Source organism: Streptomyces sp. NPDC059371, assembly GCF_042751995.1.
Lineage (GTDB): Bacteria > Actinomycetota > Actinomycetes > Streptomycetales > Streptomycetaceae > Streptomyces.
This window is the reverse complement of the sequence record NZ_JBHYXD010000059.1, coordinates 20,692-42,685: the sequence shown is the minus strand read 5'-3', so window position 1 is coordinate 42,685 and position 21,994 is coordinate 20,692. Positions and strand designations below refer to the sequence as shown.

Genomic DNA, 21,994 nt, shown 5'->3' with positions numbered 1-21,994 from the left:
GCCGCATCGGGGTCGCCGGGTGTCGCTGTCCGCGCGGGCGTCACCAGAGGCGTCACCGTCCGCACCGGCGTCACCGTCCGCACCGGCCCGGCGACGCCGAAACCGGCCGCCTCGGTGCCGAGGACACCCTCCCGGTTTCACGCGGACGCCCTCCCGGTTCAGGAGCCCGACCTGCGCTCGAACACCACATCGCGTGCCGTGCCCAGAGCCGTGGCCACCGCGCCGAGCAGGACCGCGTCCTCGCCCAGACGGCCGGGTGCGATCCTCGGGCGCAGCGGTGTGAGCGTCCGCAGCGTCTCGCGGACGGGCCGCAGCAGCAGGTCGACATTGTGGCCGACCCCGCCGCCCAGGACGACCAGGTCGGGATCGAGCACCGCCGTCGCGGCGGCCACCGTGTGCGCGATCCGCTCGCCCTCCAGCCGGACCGCCTCGACCGCCGGGCCGTGCCCCTCCCGCGCCGCGTCGAAGACGGCCTTGGCGGTGAGCTGGCCGGTCATGCCGAAGTGCCGCGCGGCCTCCACGACCGCCTCGCCGGACACCGCGTCCTCCAGGGTCTCGGGCTTGTGCCGGCCAGGCCAGGGCAGGAAGCCGATCTCGCCCGCCCCGCCGTGCGCCCCCGTGAACAGCCGCCCCTCGCTGACGACACCCATGCCGAGGCCGGTGCCGATCATGATGTACGCGAACAGCCGGCTGCCCGCGCCGACCCCGTACGTGTACTCGCCGAGGGCCGCGAGGTTGGCGTCGTTGTGCACCTCCAGAGGGATGCCCAGCTCCTCGCGCATCCGGTCGAACAGGCCCGCCCGGCCCCACCCGGGCAGATGCATCGCGTACCGCACGCGGCGCTGCTTCTCGTCGTACACGCCCGGGGTGCCCACCACCGCGTGGGCCACCTCGTGCGCGCCGACACCGGAGTTGGCGACGACCTGATGGGCCGTGGACACCACGAGGTCGGCCATGGCTCGGGAGGTGCGGGCGCGGTTGCGTACGTCGGCGCGCGCGACCACCGCGCCGTCGAGATCGGCGACCGCCACGCGCAGCCAGCTACGGCCGATGTCGATGCCGAGCGCGTACCCGGCGGCGGGATCGGGGGCGTACAGGACGGCGACGCGGCCGCGCTCGGGCGCCAGCGTGCCGGCCTCGCGGACGAGCCCCGCCTCCTCCAGCGCCGCGAGCGCGCTGGACACCGTCGGCTTGGACAGCCCCGTCTCGCGGGCGAGCTGGGCGCGCGAGGCGGCACCGCCGGAGCGCAGCCGGTCGAGGAGCAGCCGCTCGTTCGTACTGCGCAACCGACGGCGGTTCCAGGGCTGTTCGGGGTGCTCTGCGGCGTCGCTGGCGGGCATCGCACCATTCTCACTCATGGGTCACGCCCCCTTGACGCGCTTAGTAAGGCTCCTTAACTTTATCGCCCAGTCAGCCCAGTCAGCCCAGTCAGCCCCGCCGGGCGAGCCGGGGGGAGTCCGGCGCCGGCCGGTCACCCGCCGCCCCTGATCCCGTCGGCCGCCTCCACCCCGACCGTCACCCCGTACCTCTCCCGCCTCCACCCGGACCGTCACCCCGTACCTCTCCCGCCTCCCTGTACCTCCCCCCGTACCTCTCCCCGCGTCCCGTCCTGAGGAGGATCCGTGTCCGGTACCCCGCCACCCGCCGGCGGTTTCGTGCGTCGCATCGGCCTGTTCCAGGCCACCGCCATCAACATGAGCCAGATGTGCGGCATCGGGCCGTTCGTGACGATCCCGCTGATGGTCGCCGCGTTCGGCGGTCCGCAGGCCGTCATCGGATTCTTCGCGGGCGCCCTGCTGGCGCTCGCCGACGGACTCGTGTGGGCCGAACTCGGCGCCGCCATGCCCGGGTCCGGCGGCAGTTACGTCTACCTGCGCCAGGCCTTCCAGTACCGCACCGGACGCCTGATGCCCTTCCTGTTCGTATGGACGGCGATGCTCTTCATCCCGCTGATCATGTCCACCGGCGTTGTCGGCTTCGTCCAGTACCTCGGCTATCTGGCGCCCGACATGAGCCGGACCACCGGCGACCTCGTCGGACTCGCCATGGTCGTCCTCGTCGTCGTCCTGCTGTGGCGCGGGATCGAGCACATCGCGCGGATCACCGCCGTCATGTGGGGCGTGATGATCACCTCGGTCCTCCTCGTGATCGTCGCCGCCGCCACCGACTTCAGCGCCGGACGCGCGTTCACCTACCCGGCGCACGCGTTCGCGCTGTCCACCAGCCACTTCTGGGTCGGCTTCGCCGCGGGTCTGACCATCGGCATCTACGACTACCTCGGCTACAACACCACCGCGTACATGGGCGCCGAGATCAAGGAACCCGGCCGCACCCTGCCCCGCTCGATCATCTACTCGATCCTCGGCATCATGGCGATCTACCTGCTGCTCCAGATCGGCACGCTCGGCGTCATCGACTGGCAGCGGATGACGGACCCCGGCGACATCGCCTCCACCTCGGTGGCCTCGGCGGTCATGGAGGAGACCTGGGGCAAGGGCGCCGCCGACACGGTCACCGTCCTCATCCTGATCACGGCGTTCGCCTCGGTCTTCACCGGGCTGCTCGGCGGCTCGCGCGTGCCCTACGACGCGGCCCGCGAGCGCGTGTTCTTCCGCCCCTACGCCAAACTGCACCCCAGGCACCGCTTTCCCATGCTGGGTCTGGCCACCATGGGCGTCATCACGGCGATCGGGTTCATGATCGGCCGCCACACCGACCTCGCCACCCTCATCCAGCTCCTGACCACGGTCATGGTGATCGTCCAGGCGCTGGCCCAGATCGTCGCCCTGTCGGTGCTGCGCAGGCGGCAGCCGGGGCTGCGCCGCCCCTACCGGATGTGGCTCTACCCGCTGCCGAGCCTCCTCGCCCTCGTCGGGTGGCTCACGATCTACGGCTACGCGGACAAGAACTCCCCGGGCCGTCACCCCATCGAGTGGTCGCTGGCCTGGCTGGCCCTCGGCCTGGTCGCCTTCGTCGTCTGGGCCCGGCTGGAGAAGGTCTGGCCGTTCGGCCCGAAGGAGGTCACCGAGGAGTACCTGACAGCGCCGGCCACGGAGACGGAGCCCGCGGGGGCGTGAGACCCGGCGCGACGGTGCCCGGGATGTGCGAAACGCCGGGCGCCCGGGGACGCGCGGTGCCTCGGCGCCCGCCACCCTCGGGAGCCGCCGGCTCGCGCCTCATCCGAGGCGCGGGCCGGTGCCTTCGAGATGGCTCCAGGTCCACAGGACGACGTCCCGGCCCTTCGCCGTACGGACCGTGGGCGCGTCGCCGGTGAGGACGAAACCCGTCGCCCTGGCGACCGCCTCGCTCGCGGTGTTTCCGCCTTCGATGCACAGCACGACGCGCCGGCCGCCGACGCGGCGGTGGGCGAAGTCCACGACGAGCCGGACCGCGCGGGTCGCGAGCCCCCGGCCCCGGTAGGCGGCCCCCACGCCGTAGGCCAGCTCGACGTCACGGTCGTCTGCCGTGCCCGGGAACAGCAGGATCTCGCCCCGGGGCCGCCCGCCGTCCGTGGTGATGGCGAGCTGCACCCCCCGCCTCTCGGCCGCCTTCTGCTCGGCCGCCGCGAGGTAGGCGAGTGCCGCCGCGGTGTCGAAGGGGGAGACGACCGGCGTCCACCGGTCGATCTCGGGATCGTCGTAGAGCGCGACGAGATCCGCCGCGTCGTCGTCGGACCACTCGCGCAGATGCAGCCCCAGCCCGCCGATGCGCAGGGGGCGGGAAAAGTCGAACGTCGGTCGGCTGTCCATCGGACGATCGTGACGTGCCGGGCACGCGGAGGCCAAGGAGGCCGGGGCACGCACAAGGATCCGGACATCACCGTGGGTATCCGTTCGCGGTTCTCCGGATGCGCGGGGGCGGAGCCAGGATAGAAAGGGGGCATCGTCCGATCTTCGGGAGGCCGTGATGCTCGTCCCCTTCGGAGCACTTGATTTCCTGGACCGCGCCGTCACGGTGTACGGCGACCGCCTCGGCGTCGTCGACGAACCCGACCAGCCGGCCGAGCCCTGGGAGGGGCTGACCTACCGGCGCGTCGGCGAACTGGCCGCGGCCCAGGCCGCCGGGCTCGACGCGCTGGGCGTCCCGCACGGCGCGCGCGTGGCCGTCGTGTCGCCCAACGGCGCCCGGCTGCTCACGTCCTTCTTCGGCGTCAGCGGCCACGGCCGGGTCCTCGTACCGGTCAACTTCCGTCTGACGGCCGACGAGGTGAGCTACATCCTCGAGCACTCCGGCGCGAGCGTCCTGCTCGTCGACCCCGAACTGGCCGACCGCTTCGCCGGGGTCGGCTGCGAGCACCGCTTCACGCTCGGCGCCGCCGCGGACACCGAGCTGTACCGCTTCGGCACCGAACCCCGACCCTGGGAGGCGGACGAGAACGCCACCGCGACGATCAACTACACCAGCGGCACGACGGCCCGGCCCAAGGGTGTGCAGATCACCCACCGCAACATCTGGGTCAACGCCACGACCTTCGCGCTGCACGCCGGCATCACCGACCGCGATGTGTATCTGCACACCCTGCCCATGTTCCACGCGAACGGCTGGGGGATGCCCTTCGCGATGGCGGGCCTCGGCGTCCGGCAGATCGCGCTGCGCAAGGTCGACGGCGCGGAGATCCTGCGCCGGGTCGCCGAGCACGGCGTGACGGTGATGTGCGCGGCCCCGGCCGTCGTCAACGCCGTGCTGGCCGCCGCCGAGTCCTGGGAGGGCGAGATCCCCGGCCGCGACCGGGTCCGCATCATCGTCGCCGGCGCGCCGCCGCCCACGAAGACCGTCGCACGGGTCGAGTCCCTGCTGGGCTGGGAGTTCATCCAGATCTACGGCCTCACCGAGACCTCACCCCTGCTCACCGTCAACCGCACCCGCGCCGAATGGGACGACCTCGACCCCGGGGCCCGCGCCGAGAAACTGGTGCGCGCCGGTGCCCCCGCACTGGGCGTGACCCTGCGCACCGCCGCCGACGGCGAGATCCTCGCGCGCTCCAACGTCGTGCTGGAGGGCTACTGGGAGCAGCCCGCGGAGACCGAACGGGCGCTTGCCGACGGATGGTTCCACACCGGCGACGGCGGATCCATCGGCGAGGACGGCTATCTGACGATCAGTGACCGCAAGAAGGACGTGATCATCACGGGCGGTGAGAACGTGTCCTCCATCGAGGTGGAGGACGCGCTCTTCAGCCATCCGTCGGTCGCCGAGGTCGCGGTCATCGGCGTGCCGCACGAGAAGTGGGGCGAGACCGTCAAGGCCCTGGTGGTCCTCGCTCCGGACACGGAGGCCACGGAGGCCACGGAGGGCGAGCTGATCCAGTACTGCAAGGAGCGCCTCGCCGGGTACAAGGCGCCGACCTCGGTCGAGTTCCGGGACGTCCTGGCCCGGACGGCCACCGGCAAGCTCCAGAAGTACAAGCTGCGCGAGCCGTACTGGGAGGGACACGAACGGCACGTCAACTGAACCTGTCCGCAGGCGACTTCTCGCGGCGGTGGGCCCTCAGGGGGCGGCGAGAAGGCGGGCGACGGCGCGGCGCGCGCGGGCCGGTGCCCGTGGGTCGCGGTGCAGTTTGATCGACTGGCCGGCCGCGAGGATCACGCCGCCCAGCTCGAAGGCGAGCTGGTCCACGTCGGTGTCCTCGGGGAGCCGGCCGCTACCGACCGCCGTGGCCAGTTCCGCCTTGACGTACGCCGTCCACGTGTCCAGCGCGACCAGGACCGCGTCGCGGACCGGGCCGGGGCGGCCGTCGAACTCGCCGGCCACCGAGGTGAGGAAGCAGCCGCCGTGCCCCTCGCCCTCGGCCATGTAGGCGATCCACTCGCCGTAGGCGCGGGTCAGCCGTTCCGTGCCGGGCCGGGCCCCGACGGCACGCGCCGGCACCCGCCGGGTGAACCGCTCGACGGCCGCGTCCAGCACGGCGAGCTGGAGCGCCTCCTTGCTGCCGAAGTGGCCGATCACGCCGGCCTTGCTCATCGCCAGATCGATGGCGAGCCGCCCGATGGTGAGACCTTCGAGGCCCTCGGTGGAGGCCAGCGCCAGGGCGCTCCCGATGATCCGGTCGCGGGTGGCGGCGGTTTCGGCGACGGACTTGCGCGGGCTCATGCGGCCAGCTTAACCTGACGACCGTTCGCTATTAACTTACGAACGTTCGTTATCTATGTGGTTGTGCGCTCCGTCGGTGTCCGTGGCCGTGCGGCTCCGCGCCGATGCCGGAGGGCGTCCGAACGCGCCCGCCGACGCCAGGGAGCGTCCAAGAGCACCCGAAAGGACTCATCGTGAAGATCCACCACCTGAACTGCGGTTCCCTGCGGACGATCGACACCGAGGAGGCGAGCCTGCCGGCCGTGTGCCACTGCCTCCTCGTCGAGACCGACCGCGACGGACTCGTCCTGGTCGACAGCGGCATCGGCACGGCCGACGTGGCCCGCCCCGAGGAGAGCCTCGGCGCCGACTTCCTCGGCCGGGCCCAGCCCGCCCTGGACCTCGCCGAGACCGCCCTGCACCAGGTCCGCGCCCTCGGATTCCGGCCCGAGGACGTACGGCACATCGTGCTCAGCCATCTCGACGTCGACCATGCCGGCGGCCTCCCCGACTTCCCCTGGGCCAAGGTTCATCTGAGCGAGGCCGAGCATCGCGCGGCCATGGCGGCACCCGGCGCCCACCCCGAGGACCGCGTCCGCTACCGCCCGTCCCAGTGGTCGCACCGACCGCACTGGGTCACCTACGCGCAGCCCGCGGGGGACCCCTGGTTCGGCTTCGACGCGGTTCGGCCGCTGGAGGGCCTGGACGCGGAGATCCTGCTCGTCCCGCTCGGCGGCCACACCCAGGGGCACAGCGCGATAGCCGTCGAGGACTCCGGGCGCTGGCTCCTGCAGTGCGGTGACGCCTACTACTTCCATCGCGAGATCGACCCCGGCCGTCCCGTGGGCCACCCGGGTCTGGACCTCCTCCAGACGATCGCCGAGGTGGACCGGCCCCTGCGGCTCGCCAACCACGCGCGACTGCGTGAACTGGTCCGCCTGCACGGCGACGAGGTCGACGTCTTCAGCGCCCACGACCCCTGGGAACTGGCCCGGTACACCGGCGGAGCGTGAGCGTCTCCCGCGCCGCGGCCGGAGCGTCTCCCGTGAGGTGATCAAGCGGCTCCCACCTGTTTTGCGGAAGATCGCGTCCGGGCCAATCCGTTCGGGCCTCTGCTTCGGAATACCCCCGAGGGCTCCGACCGGGAGCCGGGCGGGAGGAAACCCATGAGGCAGGGGTCAGCGGACGCTCCGGACGGCGACGCCCGGCGCACCGGAGAGGAACGGCTGAGAGCACTCAGACGTACGGCGGTGATCGGCGGGGGAGTGGCGGGACTCACCGCCGCCTACGTGCTCAGCCGTGAGCGGCCCGTCGCCCTCTACGAAGCGGACGACCGCCTCGGCGGGCACGCCCACACCCACGACCTGACCTCGTCCGACGGGCGCCTGCACCGCGTCGACTCGGGCTTCATCGTGCACAACCACCGTACCTACCCCCATCTCCTGCGGCTGTTCGCCGAACTCGGCGTCGCCACCCAGGAGTCCGAGATGAGCATGTCGGTCCGGTGCGAGGGATGCGGCCTCCAGTACGCCGGCGCCCGGGGCCCCGCCGGTCTGCTCGCCCGGCCGCGCAGCGCGCTGCACGGCCCCTACCTGCGGATGCTCACCGAAGTGCCGGCCTTCCACCGCGCCGCCCGCCGCCTGCTGGCCGAGGGCGGCGAAGACACCCTCACCCTGGGCGAGTTCATCACCCGGCAGGGCTTCTCGCCCTATTTCACCCGGCACTTCATGACCCCGCTCGTCTCCGCCGTCTGGTCCTGCGACGCCGCCACGGCCCGCCGCTATCCGGCCGCCTATCTGTTCCGCTTCATGGACCACCACGGCATGCTCTCGGTGGGCGGCTCGCCGCTCTGGCGCACGGTCACCGGAGGCTCGCGCTCCTACGTCGACCGGCTGGCCAAGGAACTCGACACGGTGCACACCTCCACCCCCGTCCGGGCCGTACGCCGCCACGCCGACGGAGTGGACATCACCACCGAGGACGGCACCACCGCCTCGTACGGATCCGTCGTCATCGCGGTGCATCCCGGCCAGGCCCTGCGGCTGCTCGCCGACCCCACCCCGCTGGAGCGCGAGGTGCTCGGGACGTTCCGCTACTCCCGCAACACCACCCTCCTCCACACCGACACCTCGCTCCTGCCGAGCGCCCGCGGGGCACGGGCCTCCTGGAACTACCTGATGCCCGACTGCGACACAGACGCGGACCGGGTCCGGGTCAGCTACGACATGAACCGGCTGCAACGGCTGGACGCGCCCGAGACGTTCGTCGTCACCCTCGGCGGCGAGGACCGGGTCGACCCGGCCCGGGTCCTGGCCCGCATGGAGTACGAACACCCCGTCTACACACCCGAGTCCGTCGCCGCCCAGCACCGACTCCCGTCCCTGAACAGCCCGGTGACCGCGTACGCCGGGGCCTACCACGGCTGGGGCTTCCACGAGGACGGCTGCCGGTCCGGCGTCCAGGCGGCCGAATCCCTGGGGGTGACCTGGTGACCGGCGTCCCCGCCCTCTACCCCTGCACGGTCGCGCACATACGGACGGCACCCACCCGGTACGCGCTCCGCCACCGGACGTACATGTGGCTGACCGACCCCGACCGTCCGCCCGAACTTCCCTATCCGCTGCGTCCGTTGGCCCGCTTCGACCCCCGGGACCACTTCGACGGCGACCAGCCCAGCATCCGGGCCGGCCTCGACCGGTTCCTCGCCTCGCACGGCGTCGACCTGCGCGGCGGAGCGGTGCTCATGCTCAGCCACGCACGCGTCCTCGGCCATGTCTTCAACCCGCTGACCCTGTACTGGTGTCACGACCCCGACGGCACCGCCCGCTGCGTCGTCGCCGAGGTCCACAACACCTACGGCGAACGGCACTCCTATCTGCTGCGCCCCGACGACAGCGGTACGGCGCGGACCCGCAAGGAGTTCTACGTGTCGCCGTTCTTCCCCGTCGACGGCGCCTACCGGATGCGGCTGCCCGAGCCCGGCGGCGGGCTCGACCTGACGGTGCATCTGGAACGCGTGGGAACCAGGCCCTTCACCGCCACCGTACGCGGCACGCGGCAGGCCGCGACCGTCGGAGCACTCCTGCGCCAGGCGCTGCGCCACCCGTGGTCCACCGTCGCCGTGTCCGCCGCCATCCGGCTCCACGGCATCCGCCTCTACCTGCGCGGACTGCCCGTCCAGCCCCGCACCCCGCAACGAACCCAGGAGAACGCGAAATGAGGACAGCCGAGTCCTGCCCCGTCGAGGCGCCCCGACAGGACACCGACCCGCCGCGCTGGCCGGACGTGGTGACCCGGCCGCCGACGTCGCGGGCCCGCACGGCCGTCACCCGCGCGCTGCTGCGCCGCGCGCTCGAACGACTGCCGCTCCAGGCGCGGTTCGCCGACGGCACCCGCGCCGGCCTCGGCGGCCCGGTCATCGAGATCCACGACCCGGCCGCCTTCCACGGCCGCATCGGCGCCCAAGGCCTCGTCGGCTTCGGCGAGTCCTACATGGCGGGGGAGTGGGACGCGCCGGACCTGGTCGCCGTGCTCACCGTCCTCGCCGGGAACGCGGCCCGGCTGATCCCGGCCCCGCTGCAGAGACTGCGCGGCCTCTGGGCGCCGCGCCGGCCGGACGTCCAGCGCAACACCCCCACGGGCGCCCGCGACAACATCAGCCGCCACTACGACCTGTCCAACGACCTGTTCGCGCTCTTCCTCGACGACACCCTCAGCTATTCGTCGGCCCTCTTCCGCGGCTTCCCCGCCTCCTGGTCCCTGCTGGCCGACGCCCAGCACCGAAAGATCGACCGGCTCCTCGACCTCGTCGAGGCGGGACCCGGCACGAGGCTCCTCGAAATCGGCACCGGCTGGGGCGAGCTGGCGATCCGTGCCGCCGCGCGCGGCGCCCGCGTCACCTCGCTCACCCTCTCCCGTGAACAGCAGACCCTGGCCCGTGAGCGGGTGCGCGAGGCGGGACTCGAGGACCGGGTGAGCATCGAGCTGTGCGACTACCGCGAGGCCACCGGGACGTACGACGCCGTCGTCAGCGTCGAGATGGTCGAGGCGGTCGGCGAGGAGTTCTGGCCGGTCTACTTCGCGACCCTCGACGCACGGCTCGCCCCCGCCGGCCGCGTCGCGCTCCAGGCGATCACCATGCCGCACGACCGCCTGCTCGCCTCCCGCGACACCTTCACCTGGATCCAGAAGTACGTCTTCCCCGGCGGGCTGCTGCCCTCCGTGGAGGCGGTGGACGAGGTGACCGGCGCCCACACCGGCCTGCGCGCCACACGCAGGGACGCCTTCGGCGCGCACTACGCGGAGACCCTGCGGCTGTGGCGCGAGCGGTTCACCGAGCGGGCCGACGAGGTCGCCGGGCTCGGCTTCGACGAGACCTTCCGCCGGATGTGGACCTTCTATCTCGCGTACTCCGAAGCCGGATTCCGCTCCGGCTATCTGGATGTCCAGCAGTACCTGTTCACGAAGGACGCGAAGGAGGACCCCACGCCATGACCGGATTCCCCTGGGCGGCGTTCGCCCAGAACCTCGCTCCCGCGGCCGGCGCGGCCTTCGCCGTCATGCTGGCCACCTTCGCCGTCGCCGTACGCCGGGGCCTGCACCGGATCGTGGACGTCGCCTGGGGGATCGGCTTCACCGCGGTGGCCCTCGTCACCTTCCTGGCGTCCGCCGGCGAGGGCGACGAGGCCCGCCGCGTGCTCGTCACCGTCCTCACCTCGGTGTGGGGACTGCGGCTGGCCGCGCACATCGCCCGGCGCGGGCGGGGACACGGCGAGGACCCGCGCTACGAAGCAATGCTGGCCAAGGCGCCCGGCAGCCGTGACCTCTACGCCCTGCGCATGGTGTACCTCCTGCAAGGGGCGCTGGTGTGGCTGGTGTCGCTGCCCGTCCAGGCCGCGCAGTACATTCCGGGTCCGGTCACGGGCTTCGCCTGGGCGGGCACCGCACTGTGGGCCGTCGGCCTGTTCTTCGAGGCGGTCGGCGACGCCCAGCTCGCCCGCTTCAAGGCCGATCCGGCGAACCGCGGCCGCGTCATGGACCGGGGCTTGTGGAGCTGGACCCGGCACCCCAACTACTTCGGCGACTTCTGTGTCTGGTGGGGCCTGTTCCTGCTCGCCTGCGACAGCCCGCAGTCGGCCGCCGTGGCGCTGGTGTCACCGCTGGTGATGAGCTACCTCCTGATCAACGGCAGCGGGAAACCGATGCTGGAGCGCCACATGGCGCGGCGCCCGGGTTTCGCCGAGTACGCGGCGCGCACCAGCGGCTTCTTTCCGCTGCCGCCACGACCGCGCCGCTGACCGGCCCCGGCGGACGACGTGCCGAGTGTTCGTCCCCTCCCCCGAGCCGAGGGGACGAACACTCAGACGGGCAGCCCCAGCAGGGCCACCGGCGCGGACGTGGGCCTCGGGGACCCGCCGGCCGGTTCCACGGTGATTCCCATGCCGGACGCGCCGTCGACGGAACCCTTCATGAGGACGGCCTCGCTGGTGCGGCCCGGGTCCATCAGCCCGGCGGACCGCATGGTGCCCGCGTCGTCGAACCAGAGCTGGTAGACCTTGCCGCCGGGCGGCTTCGCCATCCTCGAGGAGATGAACACGGCCCGGTCCCGGTTCCGGGACACGACGACCGTGCCGCTCGCCCCGTCCGCCAGCTTCGCCGTACGCGAGGTCGCGTCGGGGGCCGTGAGAACCGCGGCCACCTGGTCCGAGCGCCGTTCGGCCTGACGGGCCTGCTCCCGGGCGTCCTGCGCGCGCTCGTGCTGCCAGGCCGCCGTACCGCCCAGCGCCGCCGCCGCGGCCAGTGCCGCGGCGAGCGCCCAATGTCCGGGCCGGCTCCAGCGGATGCCGACGGCCCGCCGAGCGGAGAGGGGCGGGGTACGCGGCCGCTCCTGGCGGACCGTGGTGATCCGCCGCATGACCTGGTCCTTCAGGGCCGGGCCCGGCGAAGCGGTGACGGCCAATCCGAGGCGTGCGGCCGCGGCACTCAGCTCACGGACCTCCTGCGCGCAGTCGGCGCAGTCCGCGGCGTGCCGCTCGAATCGCTCGCGTTCGTCGTCGTCCAGCGCGTGCAACGCGTACGCGCCGGTCAGTGTGTGCAGGTCAGCAGTGCTCACGCCGTCACCCCCAGGCAGTCACGCAGCCGGATCAGCCCGTCGCGCAGCCGGGTCTTGACCGTGCCGAGGGGAGTCGCCAGCAGCTCCGCCACCTCCCGGTAGGTCAGCCCGCGGTAGTAGGCCAGCGTCACCGACTGGCGCTGGAGCTCCGTCAGCGTGCGCAGACAGCGCCGTACCTGCTCACGTTCCAGCCGCGCCTCGACCTGCTCGGTCACCTCGTCGAACTCGGGTGTCCGGTCGAGGAGGGCTGCCTTGTGCTCCCGCGCCGCCGAGGCCTCGACCGAGCGCACCCGGTCCACGGCCCGCTGATGGGTGAGGGTCAGGACCCAGTTCATCACCGACCCCCGCTCGGGGCGGTAGCGGGCGGCGGTCCGCCACACCTCGACCAGCACTTCCTGGGCGACCTCCTCCGACTGTGCCTGGTCCCGCAGGACCCTGCGCACGACGCCGAGGACGGGGCCCGCCACCACGTCGTAGAGCGAGGCGAACGCGTCCTGGTCACCGCGGGCGACCCGGGCCATGAGATCCGGCAGGTCCGGTCCGGCGGACGGGTTCCGCCCGATCTGCACGGCTTCCTTCACAGTGTGGTCCTCCAAGACGCTTCGAACATTTCGGATGTGATCCGAAGCCGGCGGGGCGGCGGATTGGCCGGCTGACCGGAAAACGACGACGGACCGAGAACGACGACGGACCGGAAACGGCGGCGGACCGTCCGTGCTCGGACCGCGGCCGCCGGGAGTCAGACCTCGGCCACCGGGCGGAGGCAGTCGCGGAGCTGGTGCATACCGCGCCGGGAGTGGCTCTTGACGGTGCCCAGCGGCCAGCCGGTGCGCTGGGCGATCTGGGTCTGGGTGAGGTCCTCGTAGAACGCGAGGTGCAGGACCCGGCGCTGCGGCTTCGGGAGCTTGGCCAGCTCGTGCCGGACGACGACCCGGTCGAGCGAGGCCTCGGGCCGGGCGCGGGAGTCGTCGGCGAGGGCCAGGAGGGCCCCGGCCGCCCCCACCAGTTCGGTGCGCCGGGTCCGCGCGGACAGCGCGTCGGCGATCTTGCGCCGGGTGATGCCCACGAGCCAGGCCGCCACCGGGCCGCGCTCGGGCCGGTAACCCCGCGCGCCCCGCCACACGGCGAGGAACACCTGCTGGGTGACGTCCTCCGCCTCGCGCGGGTCGCCCAGCGAACGCCGGGCGAGGGCCTGGACGAGGGCCGCCCAGCGCCGGTACGCGGTGGCCAGGGAAGCCTCGTCCCCGTCGACGATCCCACGGGCCAGTTCCGCGTCCGTGATCGCGTCCGTGCTCTCGGCGGTCGGCTGCTCGGCGATCGTATCTGCGCTCATGGCCACGGCTCCTTGCTCCGGGAACTCCCTGTGCGGGGCCCCGTGAAACCGATTGTGTGAACCATGGGACAGAAGCGACAACTCGCATCGTTTCTGCGTCGTATAGTCGCCGTATGGGTGATGGCCGGTCTGATCAGGGGCGGGAACCGGGCACGGGATCCGTCGAAGCCGGTGTCACCACGGGCGCGCTGGCCCGCCGCCTGGGAGTGTCACCCACCACGCTGCGTTCCTGGGACCGCAGGTACGGAATGGGACCCGCGGTCCGTTCCGGCGGGCGGCACCGCCGCTGGACGCCCCAGGACGTGGCCATGCTCGAGGAGATGTGCCGGCTGACCTCGGTCGGAGTGCCGCCCGCCGAGGCCGCCAGGGCGGCGAAGGGCTGGTCCGACCCCCTGGAGCCCGAGGGCGGGAGCACGGCCGACGGGCCGGAACCCGCGGCGCGGGCGGCCGGAGCGGAGCCCCTCGGGGATCCCCGGCAGGAGTGCAAGGGTCTCGCGCGCGCCGCCGTACGTCTCGACGCGCCTTCCGTGGACGACCAGTTGACCGCGCTCGTCGAGCGGCACGGCGTGGTCGTCGGCTGGGAGGAGGTGATGGTGCCGACCCTGCACGCGGTGGGCCGCAAATGGGAGTCCGCCGGGGACCGCTACGTGGAGGTCGAACACCTGCTGTCGTGGCACATCTCCCGTGTGCTGCACCGCGCTTCGGGACCGGTGGAGCCCAAGACGCCGGCCACGGGCGGGGGACCGATCGTGCTGGCCTGCGTGCCTGGCGAGCAGCACTGCCTTCCGCTGGAGGCGTTGCACGCGGGGCTCGCCGAACAGGGCCTGCCCACACGGATGTTCGGCCCCGCCGTGCCCCCGGAGGCGCTGACCGCGGCGGTGCGGCGGCTGGGTCCTGTCGCCGTCGTGCTGTGGTCGCAGACCCGCTCCACCGCCGACCGCCCCCTGGCCCGGCACATCGCGGCCACCACCTGGGGAGTCAAGGGCGCCCGCGGCCGGCCCGCCGTGCTCCTCGGCGGCCCCGGCTGGGCCGGACGCCCGGAACAGGGCATGCTCCGGCCGCCGGGACTGAGAGAGGCCCTCACCTCTCTGGTGAGCCTGGCCGAGGGCTGAACGGAAAAGCGGCCGCCCTCGCGAACTCTCGCTCGGGCGACCGCCGTTCACATGATCCGCGGTGTTCAGCCCACGGTCGGCGTCGGCGAGGGCAGCGCGGCCCCTCCCGCGGGCAGCGAGGCCCCGCCCGCCGGCTGAGACGTCCCGCCCGCCGGAGGCGTCAGGACGACCTCCGGCTCGCCGGGCTGCGGCGCGGGAGGCGTCAGATTCACCGCGGGCACCTTCGGGACGGTGGTCTCCTGGATGATCACCTGGTCGAAGTTGACCAGGCCGGTCTTCTCCATCACGGTGATGTGGTCCAGGACGGTGTCGTTGGCCTGGTCGGCGAGCTGCCGTACGAGAGTGTTCTCCGTCGTGGCGCGGATCTTCGCCACGGTCGAGAAGATCTGTCCGTGCGTGATGCGCAGGATGTTGGCGAAGTCGGTGTCGAACTTCGTGCCGGAGTCCCCGCTCAAGGTCGCCACGAAGCCCTGCTGCTGCGGGGACGGCTTGTTGGGCAGCGTGATGCCGAGTTCCTTGGCGACCTTGCGGCTCGTGGCGTCGAGACCGGCGTGGCCCGAGATCAGGTGCTCACCCGCCGTGCGGACCGCCGGGCTGGTCCCCTTCTGCAGGGCCAGTTGCCCGACCGGGTACTCCCACAGTCCCGCCGCGCGCACCTTGACGACGAAGTCGCGGTCGGCCTCGGTCAGCGGCCCCGAGGACGGATTGGCGATGATCCGGACCGGGGCGGCCGACGTGGTCTGGATTCCCAGCATGGCCGGATAGGCGAGTGCGGCCAGGGTCAGCGTCAACGCACCGGCCACGAAGAGGGTTCCCACGTTCCGTGTAATGCGCATTGAACAGCCTCCTGGGGCGGGTGCGGCGCTTCCGGGGCTGTTGCCTCCGGGGTGGCCGCGCGATGGATCCGGTGCGCACGGATCCGGTACGAGTGGTTCGGACGACCATCAATACGGCGGCGCACCGACGAGGAATCTCTACAACAGGTAAAATCCTCGGCAGTTTATATTCGGATCCACTCGTTCGTGCACGCGGCCAGGGCGTTGCCGTCAGTCCAGGCCACGGGCCTTCCTGAACCGGGCCAGCCCCTCGGACAGGTCGACGATCGGGTCCGGGTAGGCGCACGCGGCCCGGTCCAGGCCCTGGAGCTTCCACGGTTCATGCACGGCATGTCCGGCGATCTCCGCCAACTCGGGCACCCAGTACCGGACATATGCCCCGTCCGGGTCGTAGCGCCTGGCCTGGGTCAGCGGGTTCAGGACGCGGTTGGGCCGGCTGTCCGTGCCCGTTCCCGCCATCCACTGCCAGTTGAGCTGGTTGTTGGCGACATCGCCGTCCACCAGCAGGTCCAGGAAGTGCCGGGCCCCGATCCGCCAGTCCACGTACAGCGTCTTGACCAGGAAGCTCGCGGCGAGCAGGCGCCCCCGGTTGTGCATCCAGCCCTCGTGGCGCAGTTGCCGCATCGCCGCGTCCACCACCGGATAGCCGGTCCGCCCCTCCCGCCACGCCTCGATGTCGTCCCGGGCCTCGGCCCCCGAGCGCCAATGGTCGTGCCGGGAGCGGTAGTCGGCGGCCGACGCGTCCGGCCGCGCGGCCAGCACCTGGTGGTGGAAGTCGCGCCACGCGACCTGCCGGACGAACGCCTCGGCACCCGGACCGCCCGCGCCGCGCGCCCGGTGCACCAGCTCGGCCGCCGACAGCGTGCCGAAGTGCAGATGAGGGGAGAGCCGGGAGGTCGCGTCGCCGGGCAGGTCGTCGTGGCCGTCCTCGTACGCCCCGATCCCGTTGCGCAGCCAGGCCGTCAGCCGCTTCCTGGCCTCCCTCTCGCCGCCCCGGGCCAGCCCCTCGGACACCCCGGACACGTCCGAGCGCGAGGGGACCGCCTCCGAACCGACGCCGTCCGGCACCCGGACGGTCCGGGGAGCCGCGAGCGGGTCCCGCAACGGCTGCCGCGCCCACTGCCGGTGGTACGGCGTGAAGACGGCGAAGTGGTCGGAGGAAGCCGGGGTCACGGCGCCGGGAGCGAGCGCGGTGACCACCGCGTCGTGGACGTACAGGCGGCGGCCGTCCGCCTCCAGGGCGGCGCGCAGCCGCTCCTCCCTGCGGTGCGCGTACGCGCTGACCCCCGCCGCGATGTGCACCTCGTCGGCGTCGGCCTCGACGGCCGCCTTGGCCACCTCGGCGGCCACGTCGCCGGAGCGCACCACCAGGCGCCCGCCGCGGTCGCGGAGCCCGGCGTCCAGGTCGGTCAGACAGTCGGCGAGGAACGCCATCCGGTTGGGGGCGGTGAACCCGGCGTCCGCGACGGCGTCGTCGCGGACGAAGAGCGGCACCACCGCGTCCGAACCGTCGAGGGCGGCCCGCAGCGGCGGATGGTCGTGCAGGCGCAGGTCGGAGGTGAACAGCACGATCGAGACGGTCATGGGGTGGCTCCGGGGCGGTGCTCAGCGGGGTAACGGCGTCGGTCTGCTTCGGCTCGGGGGACGGATGCGGATGCGGCTTGGCCGGTTCGTGAGGAGGCGCGCCCGCCCCTCGCGGAGGCGAGGTCGGTGACACGGCACGGCACGGCGGGACACGACACGGCGTGGCGGGACAGGGCACAGCACGGCGGGCCGCGGCACAGTAGGGCGGGCCGCGGCTCAGCGTGGCGGGACAAGGCACGGCGCCGTGGGCCAAGGCGCCGCCCGCGGCTCAGCGGGTGAGCGCCGGGGCGGGCGCGTCCGCGGGGGCGTTCTTGGCCGCCAGCGCGATGTTCCGGGCCATGCCGCCGAACACCACGGCGTGGAACGGCGAGACGCTCCACCAGTACAGGTGCCCCAGCAGCCCGTGCGGATGGAACAGGGCCCGCTGCCGGTAGCGCGTACGCCCGTCGTCCGTCGCGTCGGCGTACATCTCCAGCCATGCGAGGCCGGGCAGTCTCATCTCGGCCCGCAGCCGCAGCAGCCGGCCCGGCTCGATCTCCTCCACCCGCCAGAAGTCCAGGGAGTCGCCCACCCGCAGCCGGCTGGCGTCCCGGCGTCCGCGCCGCAGTCCCACCCCGCCCACCATCCGGTCCATCCAGCCGCGCACCGCCCAGGCCAGCGGGAACGAGTACCAGCCGTTGTCGCCGCCGATGCCCTCGATCACCCGCCACAGGTTCTTCGGCGAGGCGTCCACGGCCAGTTCGCGGTCGTCCGTGTAGAGGCTGCCGCCCGCCCAGTCGGGGTCGGTGGGGAGCGGGTCGCTGGCCGTCCCGGGATACGACGCCGACGACCACCGGGTCGTCACCTGGGCGTCGCGCACCCGCTGGAGTGCAAGGGACACCGCCGCGTCGAAGCCGATCGGCCGTCCCGGAGGATCGGGAACGTACCGGACGATGTCGTGCTCGCGGCACACGACCTCATGGCGCAGCGACTCGGTGAGCGGACGCGCGATCGACGCGGGCACCGGGGTGACCAGTCCGACCCAGTGACTGGACAGCCGGGGCGTGAGGACCGGCACCGGGAAGATCAGCCTGCGCGGCAGCCCGGCGACGGCCGCGTACCGCCGCATCATCTCCAGGTACGTGAGGACGTCGGGGCCGCCGATGTCGAAGGCGCGGTTGACCTCCGCCGGCATCCCGGCGCTGCCGACCAGGGTGCGCAGGACATCGCGTACGCCCATCGGCTGGATGCGGGTGTGCACCCAGCTCGGTGTCACCATCACCGGCAGCCGCTCGGTGAGATAGCGCAGCATCTCGAAGGAGGCCGAGCCGGAGCCGATGATCACCGCGGCGCGCAGCACGGTGGTCGGTACGCCCGACTCCAGCAGGATGCGCCCCACCTCGGCCCGGGACCTCAGGTGCGGCGACAGCTCGGCGACCGGAACGCCCGCGGGGGTGAGGCCGCCCAGATAGACGATGCGCCGCACGCCCGCCGCACGGGCCTGTTCGCCGAAGATCCGGGCCGCCCCGCGGTCCGTCTCCTCGAAGTCGTGGCCCGTGCCGAGAGCGTGCACGAGGTAGTACGCGACCTCGCAGCCGCGCAGCGCGTCGGCGACCGATTCGGCGTCCGTGACGTCGCCGCGCACCACCTCCGCCTCGCCCGCCCAGGGATAGTCGCGCAGCTTGGCCGGCGAGCGGGCCAGACAGCGCACCCGGTACCCCGCGGCCAGCAGTTCGGGGACCAGCCGTCCGCCGATGTAGCCGGTGGCACCGGTCACCAGACACCTGGGGCCGATGCCGGTACTGGTCTCCTCGTCGCTCATGGGTCCTCCGTCGGTCGCCGCCGGGCCCCCTCGGGGACCGCCTTCGTCCCTGATCCCTTCCACCCCGGCACCGCCCGCGGATGCGCCGGACGGGGCGGCCGCCGGGTGCCGGACGCCCGAACGGGGGAGGCGTCGGGACTTCTATAGGCTGATCACGTGGCCAGACGAGACGACCGTGACGACCGGACGGACGATCCGGACCCCGATACGGGCCGGGACCGGGCCGCGGCGACGGATCTTCACTCCTTCGCGGTCGAGCTGCGCCGGCTGAACGGCGAGATCAACCGGCTGGTCCACGGCTTCGCCGGGGAACACGGTCTGCACGCGACGGACGTGCTGGCGCTCGCGGCGATCCTCGACTCCCCCGAGCCGCTCACCCCGGGCCGGCTGCGCGAGCACCTCGGACTCACCTCGGGCGCGGTCACCGCGTGTCTGGACCGGCTCGAACGCGCGGGTCACATCCGGCGCGTCCGGGAGAGCCCCGACCGCAGGGTGGTCCACCTTCATTACGATCCCGACGCCAGGTCCGCCGCGCGCTCCCACTTCCGGCCGCTCGCCGACGTCACGGCGAGCGTGCGGTCCGGTTTCAGCGAGGACGAGCTGTCGGTGGTCCTCCGGTTCCTGGCGGCGATGAACGAACAGCTCTCGGCCGTACGGTCACCCGGCCGCTGAACCCGCCCCGCGGGCGCCCGCGTCCGAACGCGCTCCGACGCATCCGAACGGCCCCCCGAGCCGGAACCCCGGGCATGGTCTACGATCTGGCCGCAAGATATCTCAATGATTGAGATTGTCATTCATCGAGACACCTGAGGCGAAACCTGGAGAACGATGTCCCTCACCCCGCGACGAGCCCTGTGGCTGATCCCCGTCGTCCTGCTCGTCGCCTGGCTCGGCATCGGGGGCACCCTCGGCCCCTACGCCGGCCGGCTCGGCGAGGTCTCCACCAACGACCAGGCCGCGTTCCTGCCGCGCAGCGCCGAGTCCACGAAGGTGGTGGCGCAGCAGCGTGCCTTCCAGCAGGACGGGACGCTGCCCGCGATCGTCGTGTGGACCGTGGACGGCGACGCCTCCAAGGCCACGGCCCGGCGGTCCGCCGCGACCCGCGCGCTCGCCGCCCTCGCCGGCACTCCCGGCGTGGTGGGCCGGCCGTCCCCCGCGTTGCCGTCGGACGACGGCGAGGCGCTGGAAGGTGTCGTCCAGCTCAGGCCCGACCTCGGCAAGCGGCTTCCCGACACCGTCGACCGGATTCGTACCGCCGCCGAGGGTGTCCCCGGAACGACCGCGTGGATCGCCGGACCCGCGGCCGGCCAGGCCGACCTCGGCGACGCCTTCGCCGGGATCGACGGACTGCTCCTCGGGGTGGCCCTGGCGACCGTCCTCGTGATCCTGCTGCTCGTCTACCGCAGTGTGCTGCTGCCCTTCCTCATCATCCTCGGATCGGTGTTCGCGCTCGGCCTGGCCTGCGCCGTCGTCTACGTCCTCGCCGACCACGGCGTCGTACGCGTCGACGGCCAGGTGCAGGGCATCCTCTCGATCCTGGTGATCGGCGCCGCGACCGACTACGCGCTCCTGTTCAGCGCCCGCTTCCGTGAGGAACTGGCCCTGAGCGCCGATCGGTTCACCGCCGTACGGGCGGCGCTGCGGCAGTCCTGGGGCGCGATCGTCGCGAGCGCGGGAACCGTCGCCCTCGGACTGCTGGCGCTGCTGCTCAGCGATCTGACGAACAACCGGTCGCTCGGTCCCGTGGGTGCCATCGGCGTGGCCTGCGCCGCGCTCAGTTCGCTCACCTTCCTGCCCGCCGTCCTGGTGCTCCTCGGCCGTGCCGCCTACTGGCCGGCCAAGCCCCGTCCGGCGGGCGGGGTGAGCACCGGCGACGGCATCTGGAACCGGGTCGCGACGCTGGTCGACCGCGCACCGCGCAAGGTCTGGGCGATGGCCCTGGCCGGGCTCCTCGCCTGCGCGGCCTTCGCGCCCACCCTGACCGCGAAGGGCATCCCGCTCGCCGAGACCTTCGTCAACGACGCGCCGTCGGTCGCCGCGCAGGAGACCCTCGGGCGGCACTTCCCCGGCGGCTCCGGCAACCCCGCCGTGATCATCGCGAACGCCGGTCGCGTCGCGCAGGTCACGTCCGCGGCGCGCGCCACGGACGGCGTCGCGTCGGCCGCCGCGGTGACGGCGTCCGGTCGGCCCGGCGGGGGAGCGCCCCGGATCGTCGGCGGCCGGGTCCGTGTCGACGTCACGCTCCGGTCCGCCGCGGACACCGACGCGGCGAAGGCGACGGTCGCCCGGCTGCGCACGGCGGTGCACGCCGTACCGGGCGCCGACGCGCTCGTCGGGGGCTACGCGGCCCAGCAGTACGACACCCGGCGGACCGCCGAACGCGACCGCACGCTCATCGTGCCGGTGGTCCTCGCCATCATCCTGGTCATACTGACCGTCCTGCTCCGCTCGCTGCTCATGCCGTTGCTCCTGGTGGCCACGGTGGCGCTCAACTTCGTCGCCACGCTGGGCATCTCGTCGCTCGTGTTCCGGCACGGGTTCGGCTTCACCGGCACCGACGCCTCCGTGCCGCTGTACGGCTTCGTGTTCCTGGTGGCCCTCGGCGTCGACTACAACATCTTCCTGATGTCGCGGGTCCGCGAGGAGTCGTTGCGTCACGGGGTACGCCAGGGTGTGCTGCGCGGCCTCGTCGCCACCGGCGGGGTGATCACCTCGGCGGGCGTGGTGCTGGCCGCGACCTTCGCCGCACTGTCGGTGATCCCGCTGGCCTTCCTGGTGCAGATCGCCTTCATCGTCGCGTTCGGCGTCCTGCTCGACACCCTGGTCGTCCGCTCCCTGCTGGTGCCCGCCCTGGTCCGTGACATCGGGCGCCGGGCGTGGTGGCCGGGGGCACTCAGCCGCGAGCCCGGCGCCGACTCCGGGCGGACGTCCGCGCCAGGGGCCCGGGGGGACGAGCGCGTCGAGGTCTGAGAGGCAGTGCCGGAGCGAGGCCGGTCCGACCTGACGGGGTTCGACCGCACCGAGTCCACCGGTTCCGGTTTCACGACGGTGGCCCCCCCCGGGGGGCGCGGGGGGCCCCGCCCCCCCCCGCCACCCTGCGGGCCGACCGCCTGGTGCTCTGCGCGGGACTCCAGAGCGACAGTGTCG

At 72.8% G+C, this 21,994-nt stretch carries 19 protein-coding genes; 10 read left to right on the top strand and 9 right to left on the bottom strand.

Features of this window, described 5'->3' with window-relative positions; translation table 11 throughout:
• Positions 1-158: 158 nt before the first annotated feature.
• The gene (locus tag ACFXGX_RS27845; RefSeq protein WP_384796108.1) at positions 159-1,358 is read right to left on the bottom strand and encodes an ROK family protein; all 1,200 of its coding nucleotides are present in this window, start codon (positions 1,356-1,358) and stop codon (positions 159-161) included.
• A gap of 264 nt (positions 1,359-1,622) precedes the next feature.
• Here ACFXGX_RS27845 and ACFXGX_RS27840 point away from each other — a divergent pair, with 264 nt between their 5' ends.
• Entirely contained in the window at positions 1,623-3,077 is a 1,455-nt protein-coding gene (locus ACFXGX_RS27840) for an APC family permease (protein WP_384796106.1), read from the top strand.
• Positions 3,078-3,176: 99 nt separating this feature from the next.
• Here ACFXGX_RS27840 and ACFXGX_RS27835 read toward each other — a convergent pair whose 3' ends face one another.
• Complete coding sequence (locus tag ACFXGX_RS27835; RefSeq protein WP_384796104.1) at positions 3,177-3,749, bottom strand: GNAT family N-acetyltransferase; 573 nt, start codon at positions 3,747-3,749, stop codon at positions 3,177-3,179.
• Between the two features lie 157 nt (positions 3,750-3,906).
• On the opposite strand from ACFXGX_RS27835, the gene ACFXGX_RS27830 reads away from it, so the two are divergent.
• On the top strand, positions 3,907-5,451 hold the full coding sequence (locus ACFXGX_RS27830) for an AMP-binding protein (RefSeq protein WP_384796102.1): 1,545 nt from the start codon (positions 3,907-3,909) through the stop codon (positions 5,449-5,451).
• Positions 5,452-5,487: 36 nt separating this feature from the next.
• On the opposite strand, the gene ACFXGX_RS27825 is transcribed toward ACFXGX_RS27830, so the two are convergent.
• Positions 5,488-6,090: a TetR/AcrR family transcriptional regulator gene (locus tag ACFXGX_RS27825; protein ID WP_384796100.1), complete on the bottom strand. Its 603-nt coding sequence runs from the start codon at positions 6,088-6,090 to the stop codon at positions 5,488-5,490.
• Positions 6,091-6,263: 173 nt separating this feature from the next.
• Here ACFXGX_RS27825 and ACFXGX_RS27820 point away from each other — a divergent pair, with 173 nt between their 5' ends.
• The 5 genes from ACFXGX_RS27820 (at position 6,264) to ACFXGX_RS27800 (ending at position 11,366) form a co-directional block, all read left to right on the top strand.
• Positions 6,264-7,082: an MBL fold metallo-hydrolase gene (locus ACFXGX_RS27820; protein ID WP_384796098.1), complete on the top strand. Its 819-nt coding sequence runs from the start codon at positions 6,264-6,266 to the stop codon at positions 7,080-7,082.
• A 153-nt stretch (positions 7,083-7,235) separates the two neighbouring features.
• The gene (locus ACFXGX_RS27815) at positions 7,236-8,561 is read left to right on the top strand and encodes an NAD(P)/FAD-dependent oxidoreductase (protein WP_384796096.1); all 1,326 of its coding nucleotides are present in this window, start codon (positions 7,236-7,238) and stop codon (positions 8,559-8,561) included.
• Positions 8,558-9,289, top strand: coding sequence for a DUF1365 domain-containing protein (locus tag ACFXGX_RS27810; protein ID WP_384796094.1), 732 nt, complete (start codon positions 8,558-8,560; stop codon positions 9,287-9,289). The genes ACFXGX_RS27815 and ACFXGX_RS27810 overlap by 4 nt, the downstream gene beginning before the upstream one ends.
• Entirely contained in the window at positions 9,286-10,563 is a 1,278-nt protein-coding gene (locus ACFXGX_RS27805; protein ID WP_384796092.1) for a class I SAM-dependent methyltransferase, read from the top strand. Before ACFXGX_RS27810 ends, ACFXGX_RS27805 begins: the two co-directional genes overlap by 4 nt.
• Positions 10,560-11,366: a DUF1295 domain-containing protein gene (locus ACFXGX_RS27800; RefSeq protein WP_384796090.1), complete on the top strand. Its 807-nt coding sequence runs from the start codon at positions 10,560-10,562 to the stop codon at positions 11,364-11,366. Before ACFXGX_RS27805 ends, ACFXGX_RS27800 begins: the two co-directional genes overlap by 4 nt.
• A gap of 62 nt (positions 11,367-11,428) precedes the next feature.
• Here the strand turns inward: ACFXGX_RS27800 and ACFXGX_RS27795 are convergent, their stop codons facing one another.
• From ACFXGX_RS27795 to ACFXGX_RS27785, 3 genes are all read right to left on the bottom strand, one after another.
• The gene (locus tag ACFXGX_RS27795; RefSeq protein ID WP_384796088.1) at positions 11,429-12,181 is read right to left on the bottom strand and encodes an anti-sigma factor domain-containing protein; all 753 of its coding nucleotides are present in this window, start codon (positions 12,179-12,181) and stop codon (positions 11,429-11,431) included.
• Complete coding sequence (locus tag ACFXGX_RS27790; RefSeq protein ID WP_384796086.1) at positions 12,178-12,762, bottom strand: sigma-70 family RNA polymerase sigma factor; 585 nt, start codon at positions 12,760-12,762, stop codon at positions 12,178-12,180. Before ACFXGX_RS27790 ends, ACFXGX_RS27795 begins: the two co-directional genes overlap by 4 nt.
• A gap of 158 nt (positions 12,763-12,920) precedes the next feature.
• Positions 12,921-13,514 carry a sigma-70 family RNA polymerase sigma factor gene (locus ACFXGX_RS27785; protein ID WP_384796084.1) on the bottom strand — a complete coding sequence of 198 codons (594 nt, stop codon included), beginning with the start codon at positions 13,512-13,514 and terminating at the stop codon, positions 12,921-12,923.
• A gap of 113 nt (positions 13,515-13,627) precedes the next feature.
• On the opposite strand from ACFXGX_RS27785, the gene ACFXGX_RS27780 reads away from it, so the two are divergent.
• Entirely contained in the window at positions 13,628-14,626 is a 999-nt protein-coding gene (locus ACFXGX_RS27780) for a MerR family transcriptional regulator (RefSeq protein ID WP_384796082.1), read from the top strand.
• A 65-nt stretch (positions 14,627-14,691) separates the two neighbouring features.
• On the opposite strand, the gene ACFXGX_RS27775 is transcribed toward ACFXGX_RS27780, so the two are convergent.
• The 3 genes from ACFXGX_RS27775 to ACFXGX_RS27765 all read right to left on the bottom strand — a co-directional run bounded on the left by ACFXGX_RS27775 (position 14,692) and on the right by ACFXGX_RS27765 (position 18,847).
• Positions 14,692-15,462: a DUF4142 domain-containing protein gene (locus ACFXGX_RS27775; RefSeq protein ID WP_384796080.1), complete on the bottom strand. Its 771-nt coding sequence runs from the start codon at positions 15,460-15,462 to the stop codon at positions 14,692-14,694.
• Positions 15,463-15,672: 210 nt separating this feature from the next.
• A complete protein-coding gene (locus tag ACFXGX_RS27770; protein WP_384796078.1) occupies positions 15,673-17,046 on the bottom strand; it encodes a cryptochrome/photolyase family protein in 1,374 nt (457 codons plus the stop codon).
• Between the two features lie 268 nt (positions 17,047-17,314).
• A complete protein-coding gene (locus tag ACFXGX_RS27765) occupies positions 17,315-18,847 on the bottom strand; it encodes an SDR family oxidoreductase (protein WP_384796076.1) in 1,533 nt (510 codons plus the stop codon).
• A gap of 156 nt (positions 18,848-19,003) precedes the next feature.
• Here ACFXGX_RS27765 and ACFXGX_RS27760 point away from each other — a divergent pair, with 156 nt between their 5' ends.
• Both ACFXGX_RS27760 and ACFXGX_RS27755 read left to right on the top strand, forming a co-directional pair.
• Positions 19,004-19,519 carry a MarR family winged helix-turn-helix transcriptional regulator gene (locus ACFXGX_RS27760; protein WP_384796074.1) on the top strand — a complete coding sequence of 172 codons (516 nt, stop codon included), beginning with the start codon at positions 19,004-19,006 and terminating at the stop codon, positions 19,517-19,519.
• A gap of 156 nt (positions 19,520-19,675) precedes the next feature.
• On the top strand, positions 19,676-21,817 hold the full coding sequence (locus tag ACFXGX_RS27755) for an MMPL family transporter (protein WP_384796072.1): 2,142 nt from the start codon (positions 19,676-19,678) through the stop codon (positions 21,815-21,817).
• The last annotated feature ends 177 nt before the right edge of the window (positions 21,818-21,994 follow it).